This window comes from Vibrio sp. zbq_1, from assembly GCF_043102935.1.
In the GTDB taxonomy this organism is placed as follows: domain Bacteria; phylum Pseudomonadota; class Gammaproteobacteria; order Enterobacterales; family Vibrionaceae; genus Vibrio; species Vibrio parahaemolyticus.
This window is the reverse complement of sequence record NZ_JBICJH010000015.1, coordinates 542,570-557,746: the sequence shown is the minus strand read 5'-3', so window position 1 is coordinate 557,746 and position 15,177 is coordinate 542,570. Positions and strand designations below refer to the sequence as shown.

Below are 15,177 nucleotides of genomic sequence, written 5' to 3'. Positions count from 1 at the left end.
ACGTATTTTGAATAAAGTAGTCATCGTTACCGGCGCAAGCCGAGGCATTGGAGCCGCAACTGCGAAAAAGCTGGCCGAGCAAGGCTATCGCGTTTGTGTTAATTACCGCACTCAGCAAGAGGCCGCCGACCAAGTTGTGGCAGAAATACAAGCAAACGGCGGAAAAGCCATTGCCATCGCCGCAGACGTAGCCGATGAGCAGCAAGTGCTCTCCTTGTTTGAGGAAACAGAGCGCGAATTTGGTGTAGTGACGCACTTGGTCAACAACGTGGGCGTGCTGTTTACCCAATCGCCTTTGGCCGACATCAGCTTGGAGCGCTTCCAAACTGTGATGAACACGAATGTCGTCAGTTGTTTTCTCTGCTGTCGAGAAGCGGCGAAGCGATTCAGTGCGGGCGGTGCCATTGTGAATGTCTCCTCTGGAGCGTCACGCTCAGGCGCGCCATTTGAGTATGTTGATTACGCCACATCAAAAGGCGCGATGGATACCTTAACTAAAGGGCTCTCGCTCGAGTTGGCAGAGCGCAATATTCGCGTCAATGGCGTTCGACCTGGTTTCATTTATACCGATATGCATGCCGACGGCGGAGAACCAAACCGAGTGGATAGACTGAGCCCTCAAATTCCTCTTAAACGCGGCGGCACAGTAGAAGAAGTGGCGAATGCGATCGCTTGGCTACTGAGTGACGAAGCTTCTTATGTCACAGGATCATTTATCGATATTGCTGGGGGCAGATAGAATGCAAATCCATATCCGACAAGCTACTCCCAAGGATTTAGACGGAATTTTTCAGCTTAATTTGCAGATCAATTCACTGCATTTTGCGAATGCGCCAGAAGCCTTTGTTGCGCCTTCAGAAGCTGATCGCGAATTTCTTGCGCAAGCACTAGAGAACAAAGAGCGACTCTTTTTGGTTGCCGAACGTGAACAGCAAATTCTTGGCTTCTTAACCGCGATGATCACCCAAAACGACACCGTCAGTTTTCTGATCAAAGACCCAATTTGCCGCGTGGGGACGATCGTTGTCGATGAAGAGCAAAAACAGCAAGGAATCGGTCGTCAACTGCTCCAAGCTTGCGAGCAATGGGCGCGCGATGCCAATGCCACGCAAGTTCGATTGGAAGTGATGGAATTCAATCAGCCAGCACAGCGTTTTTACGATAATCAAGGTTTTAAAACTAACTCACGCATTATGCTGAAACATTTGTAACGATAGCAGCAATTAAACGCTTTTCACGACTAAAGCCGACTAAATCGCATTTATCACTTCGATTTGTCCCCCGATTTTAGAAAAGGCGATATGATGTACTGATATACCTAAGTGACTTCAAAATGCTTGGGTATAAAGGAGATTCGAACATGATTTATCTTTTCGATTGGGGGAACACCTTGATGGTAGATTTCCCTCACGCACAAGGAAAAATGTGCGATTGGGAACACGTAGAAACGGTTCCTCAGGCCACAGAAACGCTAGCAGTTCTTTCCCAAAATAATCCCATTTACATTGCGACCAGTGCGTCTGACTCCAACATGGAAGAGGTTCAGCGTGCATTCGTCCGTGTCGACTTGGACCAATTCTTAAATGGCTATTTTTGTTTTGCCAACCTCGGTATCGCTAAAAACCAACCTGAGTTTTATCTCGCCGTCGCAAAACAGTTAGGGGTTAACGTGAGTGAAATAACCATGGTCGGCGATTTACCTCACAAAGACATTTATCCCGCCATGCAAGCGGGCGTAAACACCATTTGGTTTAACCCAACGGGCGCTGATGCACCAGCCGAGCCCATTCCCAATCAAATTCGCTGTTTATCTGAGCTTATACCCTAACCGTTACCTGCACTAATCAAGGAAGATGAATGCAAATCAGACCCATCAAGGTGAGCGATCTCGAGCGCTTCACCGCGCTGTGGAATCGGGTGTACTCCGAGGGGGAGTTTTTGATTTCTCCAGCCCCCGATAACGCAACACTTCGTAGCATCCTGCAACGTGTTGAGAACGAATCCATCCCTCAGTTTGTCGCGTTTGACCGCCAAGAGCTTATCGGCAGCGTTGAAATTTTCCCTGCAGAAATGTGCGGTTACGAAGGCGGGCAGCTCATTCGCGTCGGTATTCTTGGTATTCACATCGACAAAAACTACCGAGGCAAAGGATTAGGACGGAAATTATTATCAATGGCAATCGCGCGCGGTTGGGCGTTTGGCTATGACCAAATCGTACTCAACGTATACAAAACCAACACACCAGCGATTGCTTTGTATAAACGCTTTGGGTTTGAACATCAGGGAGAACTTGGGGAAGTGATCTTGCCAAATGGCAAGGTCTTAATGAGTCAAAAAATGGTATTGAATAAAGCGCAACGCCGTTCGAACAACCCCGATTTGTAGATTCTCGATAACCGTTTTTCACAAAGCTTAATTGGGACTAACACCCTTGCGTCACATGCCCTCGAACAATTGAATCGGTCGAGGCTTGATTCACATAGTAGAAGTAGCACGCTTCTTCTGCCAATGTGTAACCCTGCGGCCAAATGTACACCACGCGATCAACACCCGATTTATCTAAGAACTGATAATCAGGAATCGCGACAAAATGAGCGCTGTTCGGGTGCTGCTGACCGATGATACAAAAATCACTGCCTTTGCACGGCACGTCAATTTTCGAGTAGCCTCTGGCAGGCAGGTCTATTTCTAATAAAGCACGAATACTGTCGGCGCTGGCTTCTGGCATGCCTTTGCGTGTTTTGACTTGTCGGTCAATGTAGTGAACGTGCTCTTGGTCGTAAGCGTTATCAATCACAGATTGAGCATGGAAGAATTTGAGAGCCGTACCTAAAGAAGACTGAGAACTGTGCAGCATCGCAGCGTATGCTTGGCGATGAATATAGAGTAGTACTGGTAAAGCAGCTAATGCGATGAAAGCCAAAGTGGTGAGCACTATGGTGATTTCCATCAGCGTAAATCCCTTTGATTTCACGTTTCCTATCTCAACTAGCCCAAGACAATAGCCCCACATCCATGTGAGACCGAGCCAATATATCGCCAATTTCTTACGATTAAAGGCCCAAGGGGTAAGAAGAGACAAACACCACTCAAACTTGAGAACAGTAGCCAAAGAGCAGTGCAACAAAACGACGCTATGTATCAGATATTAGACGATTTTACTCTCTAGCTATTGAGTAAAGGCACATTATTTCGCACCAGACCACGACGAACATTCGTGCACATTTTGCCAAAACGACGAATTTCATCGAATTGCGGAACAATGCCGCGCTCCATAGCCGATTCCCAATAGCTCAGCTCTGAATCCACCATTTCCAGTAACTTCTTCGGACAACCGATGCACTGCCCCTCCGGCCCACACACAAAGGTTTCCGGTTCGTAAATCGGTAGTTCAGCTTTTACTTGGTCGATGATATTACGCATCGCGGTCATTCGGTCTGGCTTTGCCGTCATCACTCTGCTCCACGGATTAAGATGAAGCAGAATTGTACTCACTGGCACGTGAATGTCCCTACCTAATTTAGGTATATTCCGTTTTGATAGCCTTTTTTATCGTCAGATCTGGTTTTTTAACCACCAAATACACCGCCGTAGCCGCTAGGACAAAGCCAGAAATGCCCATCCAATCAAACGACTCTCCAAACGCGAGCCAAGCTTGAATCGCCGTCGTTGGCGGCACTAGGTAAAACACAGACGCCACACTCGAAGACGCCCCATTTCTCACCATGTACAGCAACAATAGAATCGCCACACAAGAGAGCACGACGACCAACCACAACACGGTAAAAATAAACTCCATTTCCCATTGCACTTGCATGGTTTCAAACTGCATCGCAACAGGCAGAAACATGATGAGCGCGGCCAAATATTGCACTGTCGCACCACCAACCATGTCCACTTGTTGGCAATGTTTTTTCTGATACAGCGTCCCTAGCGTGATACCAACCAAAGCCAATAAACACAAACCAATGGCCAACACTTTGTGCTGCTCGGATTGCCACTCCATTTTGCCCATCAACACCATAGCGATACCGACAAAACCAAGAGCCAAACCCAGACATTGCGAGGGTTTAAATTCCTCACGGACAAACGCAACCAGCAAAGCCGCGGTTAAAATCGGCTGAATGCCCACCAGCAACGAACTCAACCCCGCAGGCATACCCAAAGCGATAGCGAAATAAGTACCGCCCAGATAGAAACCGTGGATTAACGCCCCAACCACGCAGCTGTGCCAAAAATCTGTTCCTGTCGGCAACCTTCTACGCAATACCGCCACAAGAACCAAAAACAGTAAGACATTGAATGCCATACGGATAGAAAGTAGTGTCGCTGGCTCGGCATATTGCAAACCAAAACGCGCACCAACAAATCCAGAAGCCCAAAGGATGACAAATACAAAAGGGATGGCTCGGATTAACATGTTCGCCTCACTCACGCTTGCTTTATGTTTTGAGATGCTGCTAATGTAATTAGGTACAGTGTTTTCAAAAAGTGACAGATGGAAGTGTTTTTATGGGTACAGATTTATTGGGAAGCGGTGAAGGGAATAAGTACCTCGTGGTGGAAAAACACCTCAAACAAGCCATCAATGGTGGCGTTTATCAAGCGGATGATCGACTGCCCTCCATTCGCTCATTGAGCCAAGAGTTAAACGTCAGCAAAAACACCGTGATTCGTGCATATCAAGAGCTGGAAGCGCAAAACTTGGTGTACTCGGTTCCCAAATCGGGTTATCGAGTGAAAATCGCCTTGCCGACCTCTCGCTCAATTCCGGATCCGACTCGTGTGGATTTGCTCTCGATCTGTAAAGAAATACTCACGTACCCTGAATACCAAGAGCGTTTGCCCGCTGGCTCTGCCCACCCAAACATTGATTCCCCCGCGATCAAAAGCTTGTACGCCGAGATTGGCCGTCACAGCCGCCAGCAAACGCATGTACCGAGCCATTACCAGTTGCCACCCGGAGATCACCTCTTAATCAAACAACTGGCGAAAATCACGCAAGATTTGGGCACGCCAGCCAAATTGGATGAAATCATGGTGACGCACGGCGCGCAACAAGCAATAAGCCTAGCGCTGCGCGCAACGACACAAAAAGGCGATATCGTCGCGGTGGAGTCTCCTTGTTATTTTGGAAACTTATTGATGCTCGAATCACTCGGCCTCAAAGTGGTGGAAATCCCGAGTTGCCCACGAGACGGTATGTGCCCCGAAGCCTTAGCAAAAGCAATGGCGACATGGGACATAAGAGCGATCATCGTAACACCAAACTTCACCAACCCTACTGGTGCCATGATGCCGTTAGAAAAGCGCCAGCAATTGCTCTTGGCGTCCGGCAATGTTCCTATTATCGAAGACGATGTGTTTGGCGGGTTAAGTTATGATAAGCCGTTGCCAAGCTTGAGCTTGCTCGATGACAAGCAACGCGTGATTTACGTGAATTCGTTATCCAAAACACTCGATTCGCGTTTGAGAATTGGTTGGATGTTGGCGGGGCGATATCGAGATCAAATTGAGCAATATCTACTGTGTGAGAACATGGGCAGTTTGAACCTGATGCAATCTGCCGTGGCAACGTTTCTAACGTCAGGCAAGTATCGAACGCATACTGCGCGAATGGGTCGGGTTTATCAAAACAACATGCGCCGATTTATCCAGATGCTTCATCAATACTTAGATGAATACGAATCTCTAAAAAATCGATACCAGATCAACGCCGTGCAAGGCTCGTTCTTGCTTTGGTTACGCCTGCCCGAAGACACGGACAGTTATGCGTTGTATCAAGCGTGCAATAAGCACAGAATCAGCCTACTTCCCGGCACCGTATTTGGCACTCAAGAGCAATATCGACATTGCGTGCGCATCAGCGTGGCAAACTTTGGTCATGAAACCGATTGGAGTCACGCGATGCAAACACTGGCAAAGTTGATAGCAAAGCATGTCTGTTAACTCGCTCTTGCTAAATGAACTTATGCCCACACACGCAAACAGGTAACAACAAAAAACTCCACGCAAAGGTGGAGTTTTCTCGTATCGTTATCGCCCTCAGTGCGACTTAATTTGCCACATTCTCGCGACGTTTTCGGCTAAATTGGCAACGTTGACGTCGGCCTCTTTCATGGCCTCAGATAAGCTCATCGCCCTTGGTACGCAAGCAAACACCGCATCAATACCGCACTCATAAACCGCCTGATAGTTGTCGCCCACACAGCCTGCTAATGCAATGACTGGTAAATTAAACTGCTTGGCCACCTTAGCAACGCCCATCGGCGTTTTGCCATGTGCGGTTTGATGATCGATGCGACCCTCGCCTGTGAATACGATATCCGCATCCGCAACATGCTGAGCAAGCTTGACCGTTTCAAGCACAATCTCAATTCCCGGTTGCAAACGTGCTGGCGTGTACCCGAGCAAGGCCGCGCCCATACCACCAGCAGCACCCGCCCCTTCACGAGTCAGTACGTGCTTACCCGTCGCTTGTTCCGTCAACTCGCCAAACTTGCGCAATGCGTTATCGAGCAGAGTGACGTCTGACGCTGTCGCTCCCTTTTGCGGGCCAAAGATAGCCGACGCGCCTTTGTCGCCACAGAGTGGGTTATCAACATCGCACGCTACCAACACTTCGCAAGCAGCTAAGCGCGGGTCAAGACCAGAAATATCGATGGATGCAAGCGCCGCTAACCCGCCTCCATTTGGGGTAATTGCATGGCCAGATTCATCAAGAAACGTTACCCCCAACGCGGTCAACATGCCCACGCCACCATCATTGGTAGCGCTGCCGCCCAAACCAATGATTAAGCGTTGAATACCTCTGTCTAGCGCGTGTTTGATCAGCTGTCCGGTACCAATGCTGCTGGTCAGTTTTGGGTCGCGAGCGTCACTCGGCACAAGGTGTAGCCCACTGGCCTCCGCCATTTCAATAACCGCAGTTTCGCCGTCGCCGAGGATGCCATAAAACGCTTCAACATCATTCCCTAATGGCGCAGTCACTGTTGTGAAGACTTGTTCGCCTTGAGTTGCATCTATCAAAGATTGAACCGTGCCTTCGCCTCCGTCTGCGACCGGAACCGTAACAAACTCGGCATCATGCCATACGCGAGCAAGACCCGTTTTGATCGCCTCGCTCACTTGTTTGGCGGTTAAGCTTTCTTTAAATGAATCAGGTGCAATTACCACTTTCATACGTATTTCCAGAGACTTATAAGAGAACGAGACTCAAAATGTACACCAATGCCATTGCCGTGACACCTTGAACGAGCGTAGCCATGGTTTGCGCGCGGTAGGCTAAGCCCACCGACATGCGGCTAAACTGCGAAACTACCCAAAAGAAGCTGTCGTTTGCATGAGAAACCGTCATCGCACCTGCACCGATCGCCATCACCGTTAATACGCGGCCCATTTCTGAATCTAGCCCCAATTGCGTAAGCATAGGCGCAACCAAAGCCGATGTGGTCACCAATGCAACCGTTGACGAACCTTGCGCCGATTTTAGCGCAGCCGCAACGATAAATGGCATGAAAATACCCACGCCCAGCGCTGATAACGTCGTCCCCAAGTATTCACCTAGCGGCGTTGCTTTTAATACCGCGCCAAATGCGCCACCCGCACCGGTAATCAAAAGAATAGGCGCAGCAGCCGTAATACCTTGGCTGATTCGCTCGCCAAATTCTTCAATCTTGTTGTCTGACTTGAGTAGGCGAACAGAAAGGAACAGGCCAATCACCAATGCCGTTAGTGGCTGTCCTAAGAAAGTCAGAACATCAAACACAAAACCTTCGCCCAGCGGTAGGCTTGGGAATTTCGCGATAGAGCCAAAACAGATCAATAAGATTGGAACAAAAATAGGAGCGAATGCTTGGCTCGCCGTTGGCAATTTGCCGTAAGACGCTTTGAGTGCTTGCCAGTCATGCTGAATTTCCTCTGCGGCTTCAATGCCATCTGGTTCAACATGTTGGAATCGGTTCGCCCACAACATACCCGCTAGCGCCGCAACCGCTGCAACAAACACACCCACACCAATCACTAAACCAAGGTTAGATTCCAGGCCTAAGTTACCCGCAGCGGCAATCGGGCCAGGAGTTGGCGGCACAAACGTGTGCGTCGCGTATAGGCCAGCAGCCAACGCCACACTCATCGCAACGCTTGAGGTTTTTAAACGCTTCGCGAGTGATTCTTTGAGCGAGTTCAGAATGACAAAGCCTGAATCACAAAATACCGGAACAGAAACGATGTAACCGATGATACTCATAGTCAATGTTGGGAAACGCTCACCCAACACTTTGATGACCGTATCGGCCATAGTGATCGCCGCACCACTTTTCTCCAAAATAACACCGATGATGGTACCTAAAACGATAACCAAACCAATGTAACCAAGGATGCCGCCAAAGCCAGAAGCAATGGTTTTGGCAATGCTATCTGCCGGTAAGCCGTAAGCAAATGCCGCAAGGAACGCCGCGATGATCAGCGCTAAAAAGGGATGTAATTTGAATTTGGTGGTCGTGAGCACAATAAATGCGATCACCCCGAGCAGGATTAATATAAGGTTCATGATAACTCCATTTATTCTTATTTTGCTGAGCGAGTCCGTGTTGGCTCACTCAACATGTAGGGACGCATGAATTATTAATCGTTTGCTTTAGAATTCCTTTAGGCGGAGTGACAAATGATGTGGTCAAAAAATGACGCGTATTGTGCAAATGCACAATATCACGCCATTTTTGAGAGCCGAGTCGCAATATAAAGCTCCGCTAACCCCACAAAATTGGTGGTTGGCAGCCCTGTTATCTCGGTGATTTTTTCTAGCCGATAACGCAGTGTGTTCCGATGAATAAACAGCATTTTAGAGCATTCTGTCACATTGCCATTGCATTCAAACAATGCATCTAGGGTTTTCAGTAATTGCCCAGATTTGTCTTTCTCTTTCAACCGTTTCACGCCATCAATAATTTGTTCACCTTGCCAAATATCCGCCAACGGCGCTAACAGCACAGGCAAACGAAGTTCATCGAACAGGTACTTACGTTTCTCTGGGTAGAATTGCTTGCCAATGGCTAATACCTGCTTCGCGCTTTGGTATGACAACGCGACATCTTTAGGCTCATTAAACAGCTGCCCTAGCGCAATGTGAAACGTATGCGAATCGTGATCGCTTAAACGCGACATCAACTTATCAATGCGTTCACTTTCGATTTGGCTATCCCACTGCTTGGCGGAATGACACGGTTTCAGCACCACAATTTCATTCACTGAGACAATCGCAACTAGGTTGTTACGCTCTGGGTATTCAAGCAGCTCAACAATATTGCGCACACTCTTCATGCTTTTCGAGGCGGACGGCGTCGAGACTTCAATCACCGTTGCCACCCGTGGTTGAGTAACATCGATAGAAAGACGCATCGCCCAATCTTTTAGCTCTTCATCGGTCAATTTCCCATTGATCCAAGCCAGAATAAACTCTTCGCGATGACGTCTGTCCCACTGAAATTTTTCCACCAGCGCAGCTTGCTCGATTGTCAATTCAGCGGTCATTTTGACCAGTTTGGCAAAATCTCGGATTTTCTCTGGCTCGCCTGTCACACCAACAATACCGACCACGTCGCCATGCAATTTCAACAGCATATTGATTCCGGGTTTGACACCCTGCAACGTCAAACATTGCTGCTCATTCAGCTCTAGTGAATCGCCGTGATTCAACGCCAATACCGCGCCATCATGCACTTGCCCAACGCGTTTGGGATCGCCACTGCCAATAATGATGCCTGCTGAGTTCATCACATTCACATTGTGACCAATGATGGACATGGTTCGATCAACAATTTGCTGTGCTAAGGAGTGGTCGAGAATCACCATTTCGATTTTCCAAACTTATAAATGAATCACTCAATAAATCACAAATAGCCTGCTATCGCGATGCTGTCGATGCAAATTGCAGGCGTAGCTCAAATCATTACGCCTTAACCACACATAAAAAAGGGTTTAATCCGTCATTTTGAACAGAGGGATATATACTTAAAGCAAAGAGACTTCGATGCCTTGTTACTAGGCGTTGTAGTCACGTTGCTGCAAGTGAGCGATAACGGAGGAAACACGATGGAATTGCGTAATAAAGCAGGCGAAATTGCCAAAATTGCTGACAACCTCACTTTGAAAGAAATTACTGAAATGGGCTACACCGTGGACTTATGCGATGAAGCTTATGATGCCAATGAGCACTGGAAAGCAGAAGGCAAAACTGAGGGTATGGGCGAGTACCCAGAAGAGTAAACGTCCCGATGAGCCAGCGCACTAGAGCCTACAAAAAAGAGTGCTACAAAAACAAAAAACCGAGCGACTTAACGCTCGGTTTTTTACTTTTGAACCTCTTGAATGAACATATCCATCTCTTCAAGATAATTGCCGTTTGAGCATCCCCAGTCAGTGACTTCAATCAGCTCAGTAATCAGCTGACCTGAATCATCACTTTGCACTCGTTGAACAAACGCTTCAAAACGGTCAAGTTGAGCCTGAGTTTTAATGGCATGTACCGCATATTCTTGCATCAGCTCGTTATACACCTGCCAACGGTGATCATCAGAAACATCACTACTCAGAATGACCGCACATTTTTGCTGAATACTCTCAATGGCATCCTTTTTAGGAGCCGTCACTGACGAACATCCCGCTAAAACCACTCCTAGCGTAAGCAACGTTATTTTTTCTTTATTTATCATTTCGTTTCCGCTTTGTACGACCGCAACAAGAAATTTTATAAATTGTATACCATCAGCGCCCAAACGTAAGGTGCGCCACAACAAATAACCTACTAACCATTTAAAATGTAAACAAATAGTAAAATCACGTTTACGCGATGCAAAATCGACAAATGAGATTGTCGCTCCTTTCTCGCTGCCAAGCGTGCAATAATCAACTGTCTACATAACGAAACCATTTGAAGGATCAAAATGACCGCAACGGATTATCTCAACGACCTCAATCAACGTTACCTCGCGATTCACCGCACCAAAGAAGATTTCTTTTGGGAAACTTACATGGGTATAAGCGATGACCATGATGGCTCGACGCAAGCACAAACGGCGTGGACAAGCTTTTTGAGCAACGCCGAGCAAATTACTGCCATCAAACAACAGCTTGAAGCCGCGGACTCAATTACCGACCCACAAGAGAAACAACAAACCATTACGGGCCTTTCTGGTTGGCTAGCGATGTTTGAATCTCACGCAATCGAGGGCGAAAAAGCACAAGCGTTGAAAAATCAGCTCATTGCCTTTGAAGCTGAGCTATTCGAGAAAAAACAGAACCACGTACAAACGTTTACCGATGAAAACGGCGAGCAAGTAGAAGGCTCACTGCCAGTATTGAGCTCAACCATTCGCACCAGCAATCATGAAGAAGTTCGCCAATCGGCTCATCAAGCGTTGCTGAACCTTGAACAATGGCTACTGCAAAACGGCTTTATAGAACTGATCAAACTGCGCAACCAGTTCGCTCGCTCACTGGGTTATGCGACCTTCTTTGATTACTCCGTGCAAAAAACGGAAAAGATGAGCTCTGAGCAGCTATTCGAGATTTTGGAAGATTTCGAACAACGCACGCGAGATGCGCACCTAAACAGCTTAGAAAACTTGGCGAAAGAGAAAGGCGCAAGCGCACTCACTGGCTTCAACTTTGTTTACTCGTTCGCGGGTGACGTCATGCGTGACCTTGACCCATACGTGCCGTTCTCTAAATCTCTGAGACGCTGGGTAGAATCGTTTGGTCGTCTGAATATTGATTACTCTGGCGCGACGCTAACGCTGGATTTGTTAGACCGCAAAGGTAAGTACCCGAACGGGTTCTGCCACGGCCCGATCCCTTCTTTCTACAATCAAGGCGAATGGGTCGCAGCACAGGTGAACTTCACCAGCAATGCCAAACCAGACCAAGTGGGCAGCGGCTACGATGGCATTAACACGCTGTTCCACGAAGGTGGCCACGCAGCACACTTTGCGAACGTAAAAATGAACGCGCCTTGTTTTTCGCAGGAGTTTGCGCCGACGTCGATGGCTTATGCAGAAACTCAGTCGATGTTCTGTGACAGCCTGTTAACCGATGCCGATTGGCTAAAACAGTACGCACTGGATGATGAAGGGAATTCGGTTCCTGATGAGACAATTCAAGCGATGATCAACAGTCGTCAGCCATTCAAAGCTTATGAAGAACGTAGCATCTTGGTTGTGCCTTACTTTGAGCGCGCGTTATATCAACTTAGCGATGATGAGTTAACGCCAGAGCACATCACTAAGCTGGCTCGCGATTGTGAAAAACAGATCCTTGGTTTGGAATGCAGCCCTCGCCCACTGATGGCGATTCCACATTTGCTATCTGACGAAGCGGCTTGTGCATACCAAGGTTATCTACTCGCGCACATGGCGGTGTATCAGACCCGTGCATACTTCCTTGAGCAGTTTGGCTACCTGACGGATAACCCAGAAATTGGCCCACTGTTGGCAAAACACTACTGGCACGCAGGCAATCATTTGTCGCACAACGAAACCATTGTCAGCCTGACTGGTGAAGGCTTTAACGCCAAGTACCTTGCAGACGTGTGTAACCTATCCCCAGAACAGGCGTGGGAAGTGCAGCAGAAGAAAATCGACTCACTTGCAACACGAGAACGAGCACCAGTCGCTTCACTGAACGCGACGATTAAAGTCGTCGACGGCAGTACAGAACTGGCAAGCAACGCCATCTCTGACGAACAAATGTGTGACGATTTTGAACGTTACATCGTAGAGACTTACGGTCGATAACACGCCAAGAGCCAGAAGCCACGCTTCTGGCTTTTTACTATTAAAGCACAATAAAAGGAAGCGCCATGCATCAACAAATCATCAAGTTCTGGTTCGAGGAGCTAACGCCTCAAAACTGGTTTGAAAACAACCCAGAACTGGACAAACATATTGCGTCACGATTTGCCTCGGTACTCGAACAAGCCGCTCGTTGTGAACTGTTTAATTGGCGTGACAGCGCACAAGGACGATTGGCCGAAATCATCGTCCTCGACCAGTTTTCACGTAATGTGTATCGCAACACCCCAAAAGCGTTTGCGCAAGACCCGCTCGCATTAGCATTGGCTCAAGAAGCAATTCGGTTAGGACACGATCAAGAATTAGCGCCTGAGCAGCTAAGCTTTTTGTACATGCCGTTTATGCACAGCGAATCTCGCCTCATTCATGTCGAAGCTGAGAAATTGTTTCGCGCATCAGGGCTTGAAAATAACTACGATTTTGAGCTAAAACACAAAGCCATCATCGACCAATTTGGACGTTACCCACATCGCAACGCCATCTTGGGTAGAGAAGGCACTCCTGAAGAGTTAGCATTTTTGCAGCAACCCGGTTCCAGCTTTTAACCATCAATAACAACGAGAACGTTGAATGAAATTAGACGCCATATTGTGGGATTACGATGGGACACTCGTAAACTCTGTACCGAAAAACATCGACATCACCAAAGCGATCTTAGCCATCGTAGCCCCGCATTTAACTGGCGATAATTTACCGAAATATCTCCATTCAGAAGCCAACTATCACTACGCAAACCACGCGGCGAAAAACTGGCAAGAGCTCTACGTGGATTACTACGGCATGTCCCATGATGAAATGCTAAAAGCTGGTGGTTTATGGGCAGAGCATCAAGAGAAAAACCAAACACCGGTAACCCTGTTTGAAGGCATTGATGGCGTCATTAAAGAGTTTGCGCAGCTGCCTCACGGCATTTGCTCTCAAAACTCACAAAGTAATATTCATCGAGTGCTGTCCGACAACGGCATCAGCGCGCCGTTTAAATCCATCGTCGGGTATGATGACGTCTCGAACGGGCATCAAAAGCCCGATGCGTACAGTGGCATCAAATGCGTTGAGTCGATTTTTGGTCACGCAGAAAATCGACAGCTGATGTACATCGGTGACCATGAAGCCGACACGCAATTCGCACGCAACATCGAACAGCAGTTGGGTGGCCAAAGTAAAGTGATTGCCGTTGCAGCAGCGTACAGCGGCGCGATGCCAGAGCATTGGAGCGTGCAACCAGATTACGTGGCAAGAACGGTTGACGAGCTGTTTTCGATTATTGCTCAACACACGTAATTTTTGACTGCGGTTTAAGGTCAACACCTTGAATGCCAGCGCTCACCTTGCCCTTTCAGACATTGAAACAATTTTAGCCACTACACTGGAGGCCCCATGGTTACATGGCCATGTTTATTGAAACTCGATGGCGACGATGAACTTATCTATTTGCGTTCTCATGCCGATCTTGATTCCGAATGCGAAGCGCTCATTTGGGGGCCAGATGATTACGTAATTGACTCAAATGGCAACACGTTCGGGTTGCAATACAATGGTTCGAACGCCACCGTTTTACAACCGGAAGAACGCACTCTGTCCGTCGAGGAAGTTACGTCACTCATCCAGTCGCATGAGTTTAGTCTCGCACAAAGATGCATCATCAAAATTCACTTCACCTCGGTACAGCAAGCTGTTGAGACATTAGCCAATTAGCTCTAACCCCGTCCATGTTGATTGCAAAAAATTATTATTTTTATAATTTATGATAATTTCATGTAATTAAAACCACACCATATACTCTCCCACATCGAAACAAAACAACGTTTAAGCACACATGTTGGGAGCAAACAAATGAAAATGAATCATGTCGGTATTATGGTCGGAGATATGGATAAAGCGGTTGAGTTTTACACGCAAGCGCTTGGTCTAAAAGTCGTTATGGGCAACACGAAAGTGATTGAAGAACGCGAAACCGCAATTGGCAGAATGTGTATTGCGGTCTTTGGTGAGGGCTTTAAAGGCTTCAACATTGCGCATCTAGTGACAAGCGATGGCATCGGACTTGAGTTATTTGAAATGAAAGAGCGTCAAGAGCGCCATGAAGTGGATTTTTCTCGCATCGGTATCTTCCATTTCTGTTTGCAGACGGACGACTTTGAAAGTGCAATCAAGCGCACTGAAGCGTTTGGTGGCAAAGTGCGTATGGACATCATGCGTTACCACCCAGAAGACGATAACAAGCCTGCGAAAATGGTTTATCTAGAAGACCCATTCGGCAACCTTTTCGAGCTTTACTCGCACACTTATGAAGAAACTTACGCTTCTGAATACGAGTAATTGCATCAAG

Annotated in this window: 18 protein-coding genes; 11 read left to right on the top strand and 7 right to left on the bottom strand. The window is 47.6% G+C overall.

The genetic code is table 11. The annotated features are described in order from the left end of the window. Nucleotides 1–7: 7 nt before the first annotated feature. The 4 genes from ACF8CV_RS10475 to ACF8CV_RS10460 all read left to right on the top strand — a co-directional run bounded on the left by ACF8CV_RS10475 (nucleotide 8) and on the right by ACF8CV_RS10460 (nucleotide 2,385). Entirely contained in the window at nucleotides 8–739 is a 732-nt protein-coding gene (locus tag ACF8CV_RS10475) for a glucose 1-dehydrogenase (protein ID WP_025524969.1), read from the top strand. Between the two features lies 1 nt (nucleotide 740). Next, entirely contained in the window at nucleotides 741–1,211 is a 471-nt protein-coding gene (locus ACF8CV_RS10470) for a GNAT family N-acetyltransferase (protein ID WP_020838400.1), read from the top strand. A gap of 149 nt (nucleotides 1,212–1,360) precedes the next feature. Then, a complete protein-coding gene (locus tag ACF8CV_RS10465; RefSeq protein WP_015312789.1) occupies nucleotides 1,361–1,828 on the top strand; it encodes an HAD family hydrolase in 468 nt (155 codons plus the stop codon). 29 nt (nucleotides 1,829–1,857) lie between these two features. Continuing rightward, nucleotides 1,858–2,385 carry a GNAT family N-acetyltransferase gene (locus tag ACF8CV_RS10460; protein WP_005487103.1) on the top strand — a complete coding sequence of 176 codons (528 nt, stop codon included), beginning with the start codon at nucleotides 1,858–1,860 and terminating at the stop codon, nucleotides 2,383–2,385. Between the two features lie 37 nt (nucleotides 2,386–2,422). Here ACF8CV_RS10460 and ACF8CV_RS10455 read toward each other — a convergent pair whose 3' ends face one another. The 3 genes from ACF8CV_RS10455 to ACF8CV_RS10445 form a co-directional block, all read right to left on the bottom strand. Next, on the bottom strand, nucleotides 2,423–3,013 hold the full coding sequence (locus ACF8CV_RS10455) for a type II secretion system protein (protein WP_268866113.1): 591 nt from the start codon (nucleotides 3,011–3,013) through the stop codon (nucleotides 2,423–2,425). Nucleotides 3,014–3,165: 152 nt separating this feature from the next. Next, nucleotides 3,166–3,453 (bottom strand): hypothetical protein, encoded by a 288-nt coding sequence (locus tag ACF8CV_RS10450; RefSeq protein WP_005459922.1) that lies wholly within the window; start codon nucleotides 3,451–3,453, stop codon nucleotides 3,166–3,168. Nucleotides 3,454–3,520: 67 nt separating this feature from the next. Next, nucleotides 3,521–4,420 carry a DMT family transporter gene (locus ACF8CV_RS10445; protein ID WP_138938184.1) on the bottom strand — a complete coding sequence of 300 codons (900 nt, stop codon included), beginning with the start codon at nucleotides 4,418–4,420 and terminating at the stop codon, nucleotides 3,521–3,523. Between the two features lie 92 nt (nucleotides 4,421–4,512). Here ACF8CV_RS10445 and ACF8CV_RS10440 point away from each other — a divergent pair, with 92 nt between their 5' ends. After that, on the top strand, nucleotides 4,513–5,949 hold the full coding sequence (locus ACF8CV_RS10440) for a PLP-dependent aminotransferase family protein (protein ID WP_017447022.1): 1,437 nt from the start codon (nucleotides 4,513–4,515) through the stop codon (nucleotides 5,947–5,949). Between the two features lie 96 nt (nucleotides 5,950–6,045). Here ACF8CV_RS10440 and ACF8CV_RS10435 read toward each other — a convergent pair whose 3' ends face one another. From ACF8CV_RS10435 to ACF8CV_RS10425, 3 genes are all read right to left on the bottom strand, one after another. Continuing rightward, nucleotides 6,046–7,182, bottom strand: a complete 1,137-nt coding sequence (locus tag ACF8CV_RS10435) for a glycerate kinase (protein WP_138938183.1) — start codon at nucleotides 7,180–7,182, stop codon at nucleotides 6,046–6,048. Nucleotides 7,183–7,198: 16 nt separating this feature from the next. Continuing rightward, nucleotides 7,199–8,551 carry a GntP family permease gene (locus ACF8CV_RS10430; protein ID WP_138938182.1) on the bottom strand — a complete coding sequence of 451 codons (1,353 nt, stop codon included), beginning with the start codon at nucleotides 8,549–8,551 and terminating at the stop codon, nucleotides 7,199–7,201. A 158-nt stretch (nucleotides 8,552–8,709) separates the two neighbouring features. Then, nucleotides 8,710–9,852 (bottom strand): sugar diacid recognition domain-containing protein, encoded by a 1,143-nt coding sequence (locus tag ACF8CV_RS10425; RefSeq protein WP_005460816.1) that lies wholly within the window; start codon nucleotides 9,850–9,852, stop codon nucleotides 8,710–8,712. Between the two features lie 240 nt (nucleotides 9,853–10,092). On the opposite strand from ACF8CV_RS10425, the gene ACF8CV_RS10420 reads away from it, so the two are divergent. Next, nucleotides 10,093–10,266: a hypothetical protein gene (locus ACF8CV_RS10420; protein ID WP_005460772.1), complete on the top strand. Its 174-nt coding sequence runs from the start codon at nucleotides 10,093–10,095 to the stop codon at nucleotides 10,264–10,266. An 83-nt stretch (nucleotides 10,267–10,349) separates the two neighbouring features. Here ACF8CV_RS10420 and ACF8CV_RS10415 read toward each other — a convergent pair whose 3' ends face one another. Next, nucleotides 10,350–10,712 (bottom strand): hypothetical protein, encoded by a 363-nt coding sequence (locus tag ACF8CV_RS10415; protein WP_025541972.1) that lies wholly within the window; start codon nucleotides 10,710–10,712, stop codon nucleotides 10,350–10,352. Nucleotides 10,713–10,943: 231 nt separating this feature from the next. Here ACF8CV_RS10415 and ACF8CV_RS10410 point away from each other — a divergent pair, with 231 nt between their 5' ends. The 5 genes from ACF8CV_RS10410 to ACF8CV_RS10390 all read left to right on the top strand — a co-directional run bounded on the left by ACF8CV_RS10410 (nucleotide 10,944) and on the right by ACF8CV_RS10390 (nucleotide 15,167). Then, nucleotides 10,944–12,791 carry a M3 family metallopeptidase gene (locus tag ACF8CV_RS10410; protein WP_138938181.1) on the top strand — a complete coding sequence of 616 codons (1,848 nt, stop codon included), beginning with the start codon at nucleotides 10,944–10,946 and terminating at the stop codon, nucleotides 12,789–12,791. Nucleotides 12,792–12,856: 65 nt separating this feature from the next. Next, nucleotides 12,857–13,393, top strand: coding sequence for a DUF924 family protein (locus ACF8CV_RS10405; protein ID WP_042762812.1), 537 nt, complete (start codon nucleotides 12,857–12,859; stop codon nucleotides 13,391–13,393). Between the two features lie 25 nt (nucleotides 13,394–13,418). After that, nucleotides 13,419–14,129, top strand: coding sequence for an HAD family hydrolase (locus tag ACF8CV_RS10400; RefSeq protein ID WP_029560184.1), 711 nt, complete (start codon nucleotides 13,419–13,421; stop codon nucleotides 14,127–14,129). Between the two features lie 96 nt (nucleotides 14,130–14,225). Continuing rightward, nucleotides 14,226–14,543 carry a DUF4144 domain-containing protein gene (locus ACF8CV_RS10395; RefSeq protein ID WP_138938180.1) on the top strand — a complete coding sequence of 106 codons (318 nt, stop codon included), beginning with the start codon at nucleotides 14,226–14,228 and terminating at the stop codon, nucleotides 14,541–14,543. A gap of 138 nt (nucleotides 14,544–14,681) precedes the next feature. Further along, nucleotides 14,682–15,167 (top strand): VOC family protein, encoded by a 486-nt coding sequence (locus ACF8CV_RS10390; RefSeq protein WP_029805053.1) that lies wholly within the window; start codon nucleotides 14,682–14,684, stop codon nucleotides 15,165–15,167. The last annotated feature ends 10 nt before the right edge of the window (nucleotides 15,168–15,177 follow it).

Excerpts from the sequence above, each read along its gene's own strand:
- ACF8CV_RS10425 (WP_005460816.1), bottom strand. The coding sequence starts at position 9,852 with ATGGTGATTCTCGACCACTCCTTAGCACAGCAAATTGTTGATCGAACC.
- ACF8CV_RS10405 (WP_042762812.1), top strand. The coding sequence starts at position 12,857 with ATGCATCAACAAATCATCAAGTTCTGGTTCGAGGAGCTAACGCCTCAA.
- ACF8CV_RS10430 (WP_138938182.1), bottom strand. The coding sequence starts at position 8,551 with ATGAACCTTATATTAATCCTGCTCGGGGTGATCGCATTTATTGTGCTC.
- ACF8CV_RS10440 (WP_017447022.1), top strand. The coding sequence starts at position 4,513 with ATGGGTACAGATTTATTGGGAAGCGGTGAAGGGAATAAGTACCTCGTG.
- ACF8CV_RS10435 (WP_138938183.1), bottom strand. The coding sequence starts at position 7,182 with ATGAAAGTGGTAATTGCACCTGATTCATTTAAAGAAAGCTTAACCGCC.
- ACF8CV_RS10395 (WP_138938180.1), top strand. The coding sequence starts at position 14,226 with ATGGTTACATGGCCATGTTTATTGAAACTCGATGGCGACGATGAACTT.
- ACF8CV_RS10455 (WP_268866113.1), bottom strand. The coding sequence starts at position 3,013 with ATGTGGGGCTATTGTCTTGGGCTAGTTGAGATAGGAAACGTGAAATCA.
- ACF8CV_RS10465 (WP_015312789.1), top strand. The coding sequence starts at position 1,361 with ATGATTTATCTTTTCGATTGGGGGAACACCTTGATGGTAGATTTCCCT.
- ACF8CV_RS10445 (WP_138938184.1), bottom strand. The coding sequence starts at position 4,420 with ATGTTAATCCGAGCCATCCCTTTTGTATTTGTCATCCTTTGGGCTTCT.
- ACF8CV_RS10400 (WP_029560184.1), top strand. The coding sequence starts at position 13,419 with ATGAAATTAGACGCCATATTGTGGGATTACGATGGGACACTCGTAAAC.
- ACF8CV_RS10415 (WP_025541972.1), bottom strand. The coding sequence starts at position 10,712 with ATGATAAATAAAGAAAAAATAACGTTGCTTACGCTAGGAGTGGTTTTA.
- ACF8CV_RS10410 (WP_138938181.1), top strand. The coding sequence starts at position 10,944 with ATGACCGCAACGGATTATCTCAACGACCTCAATCAACGTTACCTCGCG.
- ACF8CV_RS10460 (WP_005487103.1), top strand. The coding sequence starts at position 1,858 with ATGCAAATCAGACCCATCAAGGTGAGCGATCTCGAGCGCTTCACCGCG.
- ACF8CV_RS10420 (WP_005460772.1), top strand. The coding sequence starts at position 10,093 with ATGGAATTGCGTAATAAAGCAGGCGAAATTGCCAAAATTGCTGACAAC.
- ACF8CV_RS10390 (WP_029805053.1), top strand. The coding sequence starts at position 14,682 with ATGAAAATGAATCATGTCGGTATTATGGTCGGAGATATGGATAAAGCG.
- ACF8CV_RS10450 (WP_005459922.1), bottom strand. The coding sequence starts at position 3,453 with ATGACGGCAAAGCCAGACCGAATGACCGCGATGCGTAATATCATCGAC.
- ACF8CV_RS10470 (WP_020838400.1), top strand. The coding sequence starts at position 741 with ATGCAAATCCATATCCGACAAGCTACTCCCAAGGATTTAGACGGAATT.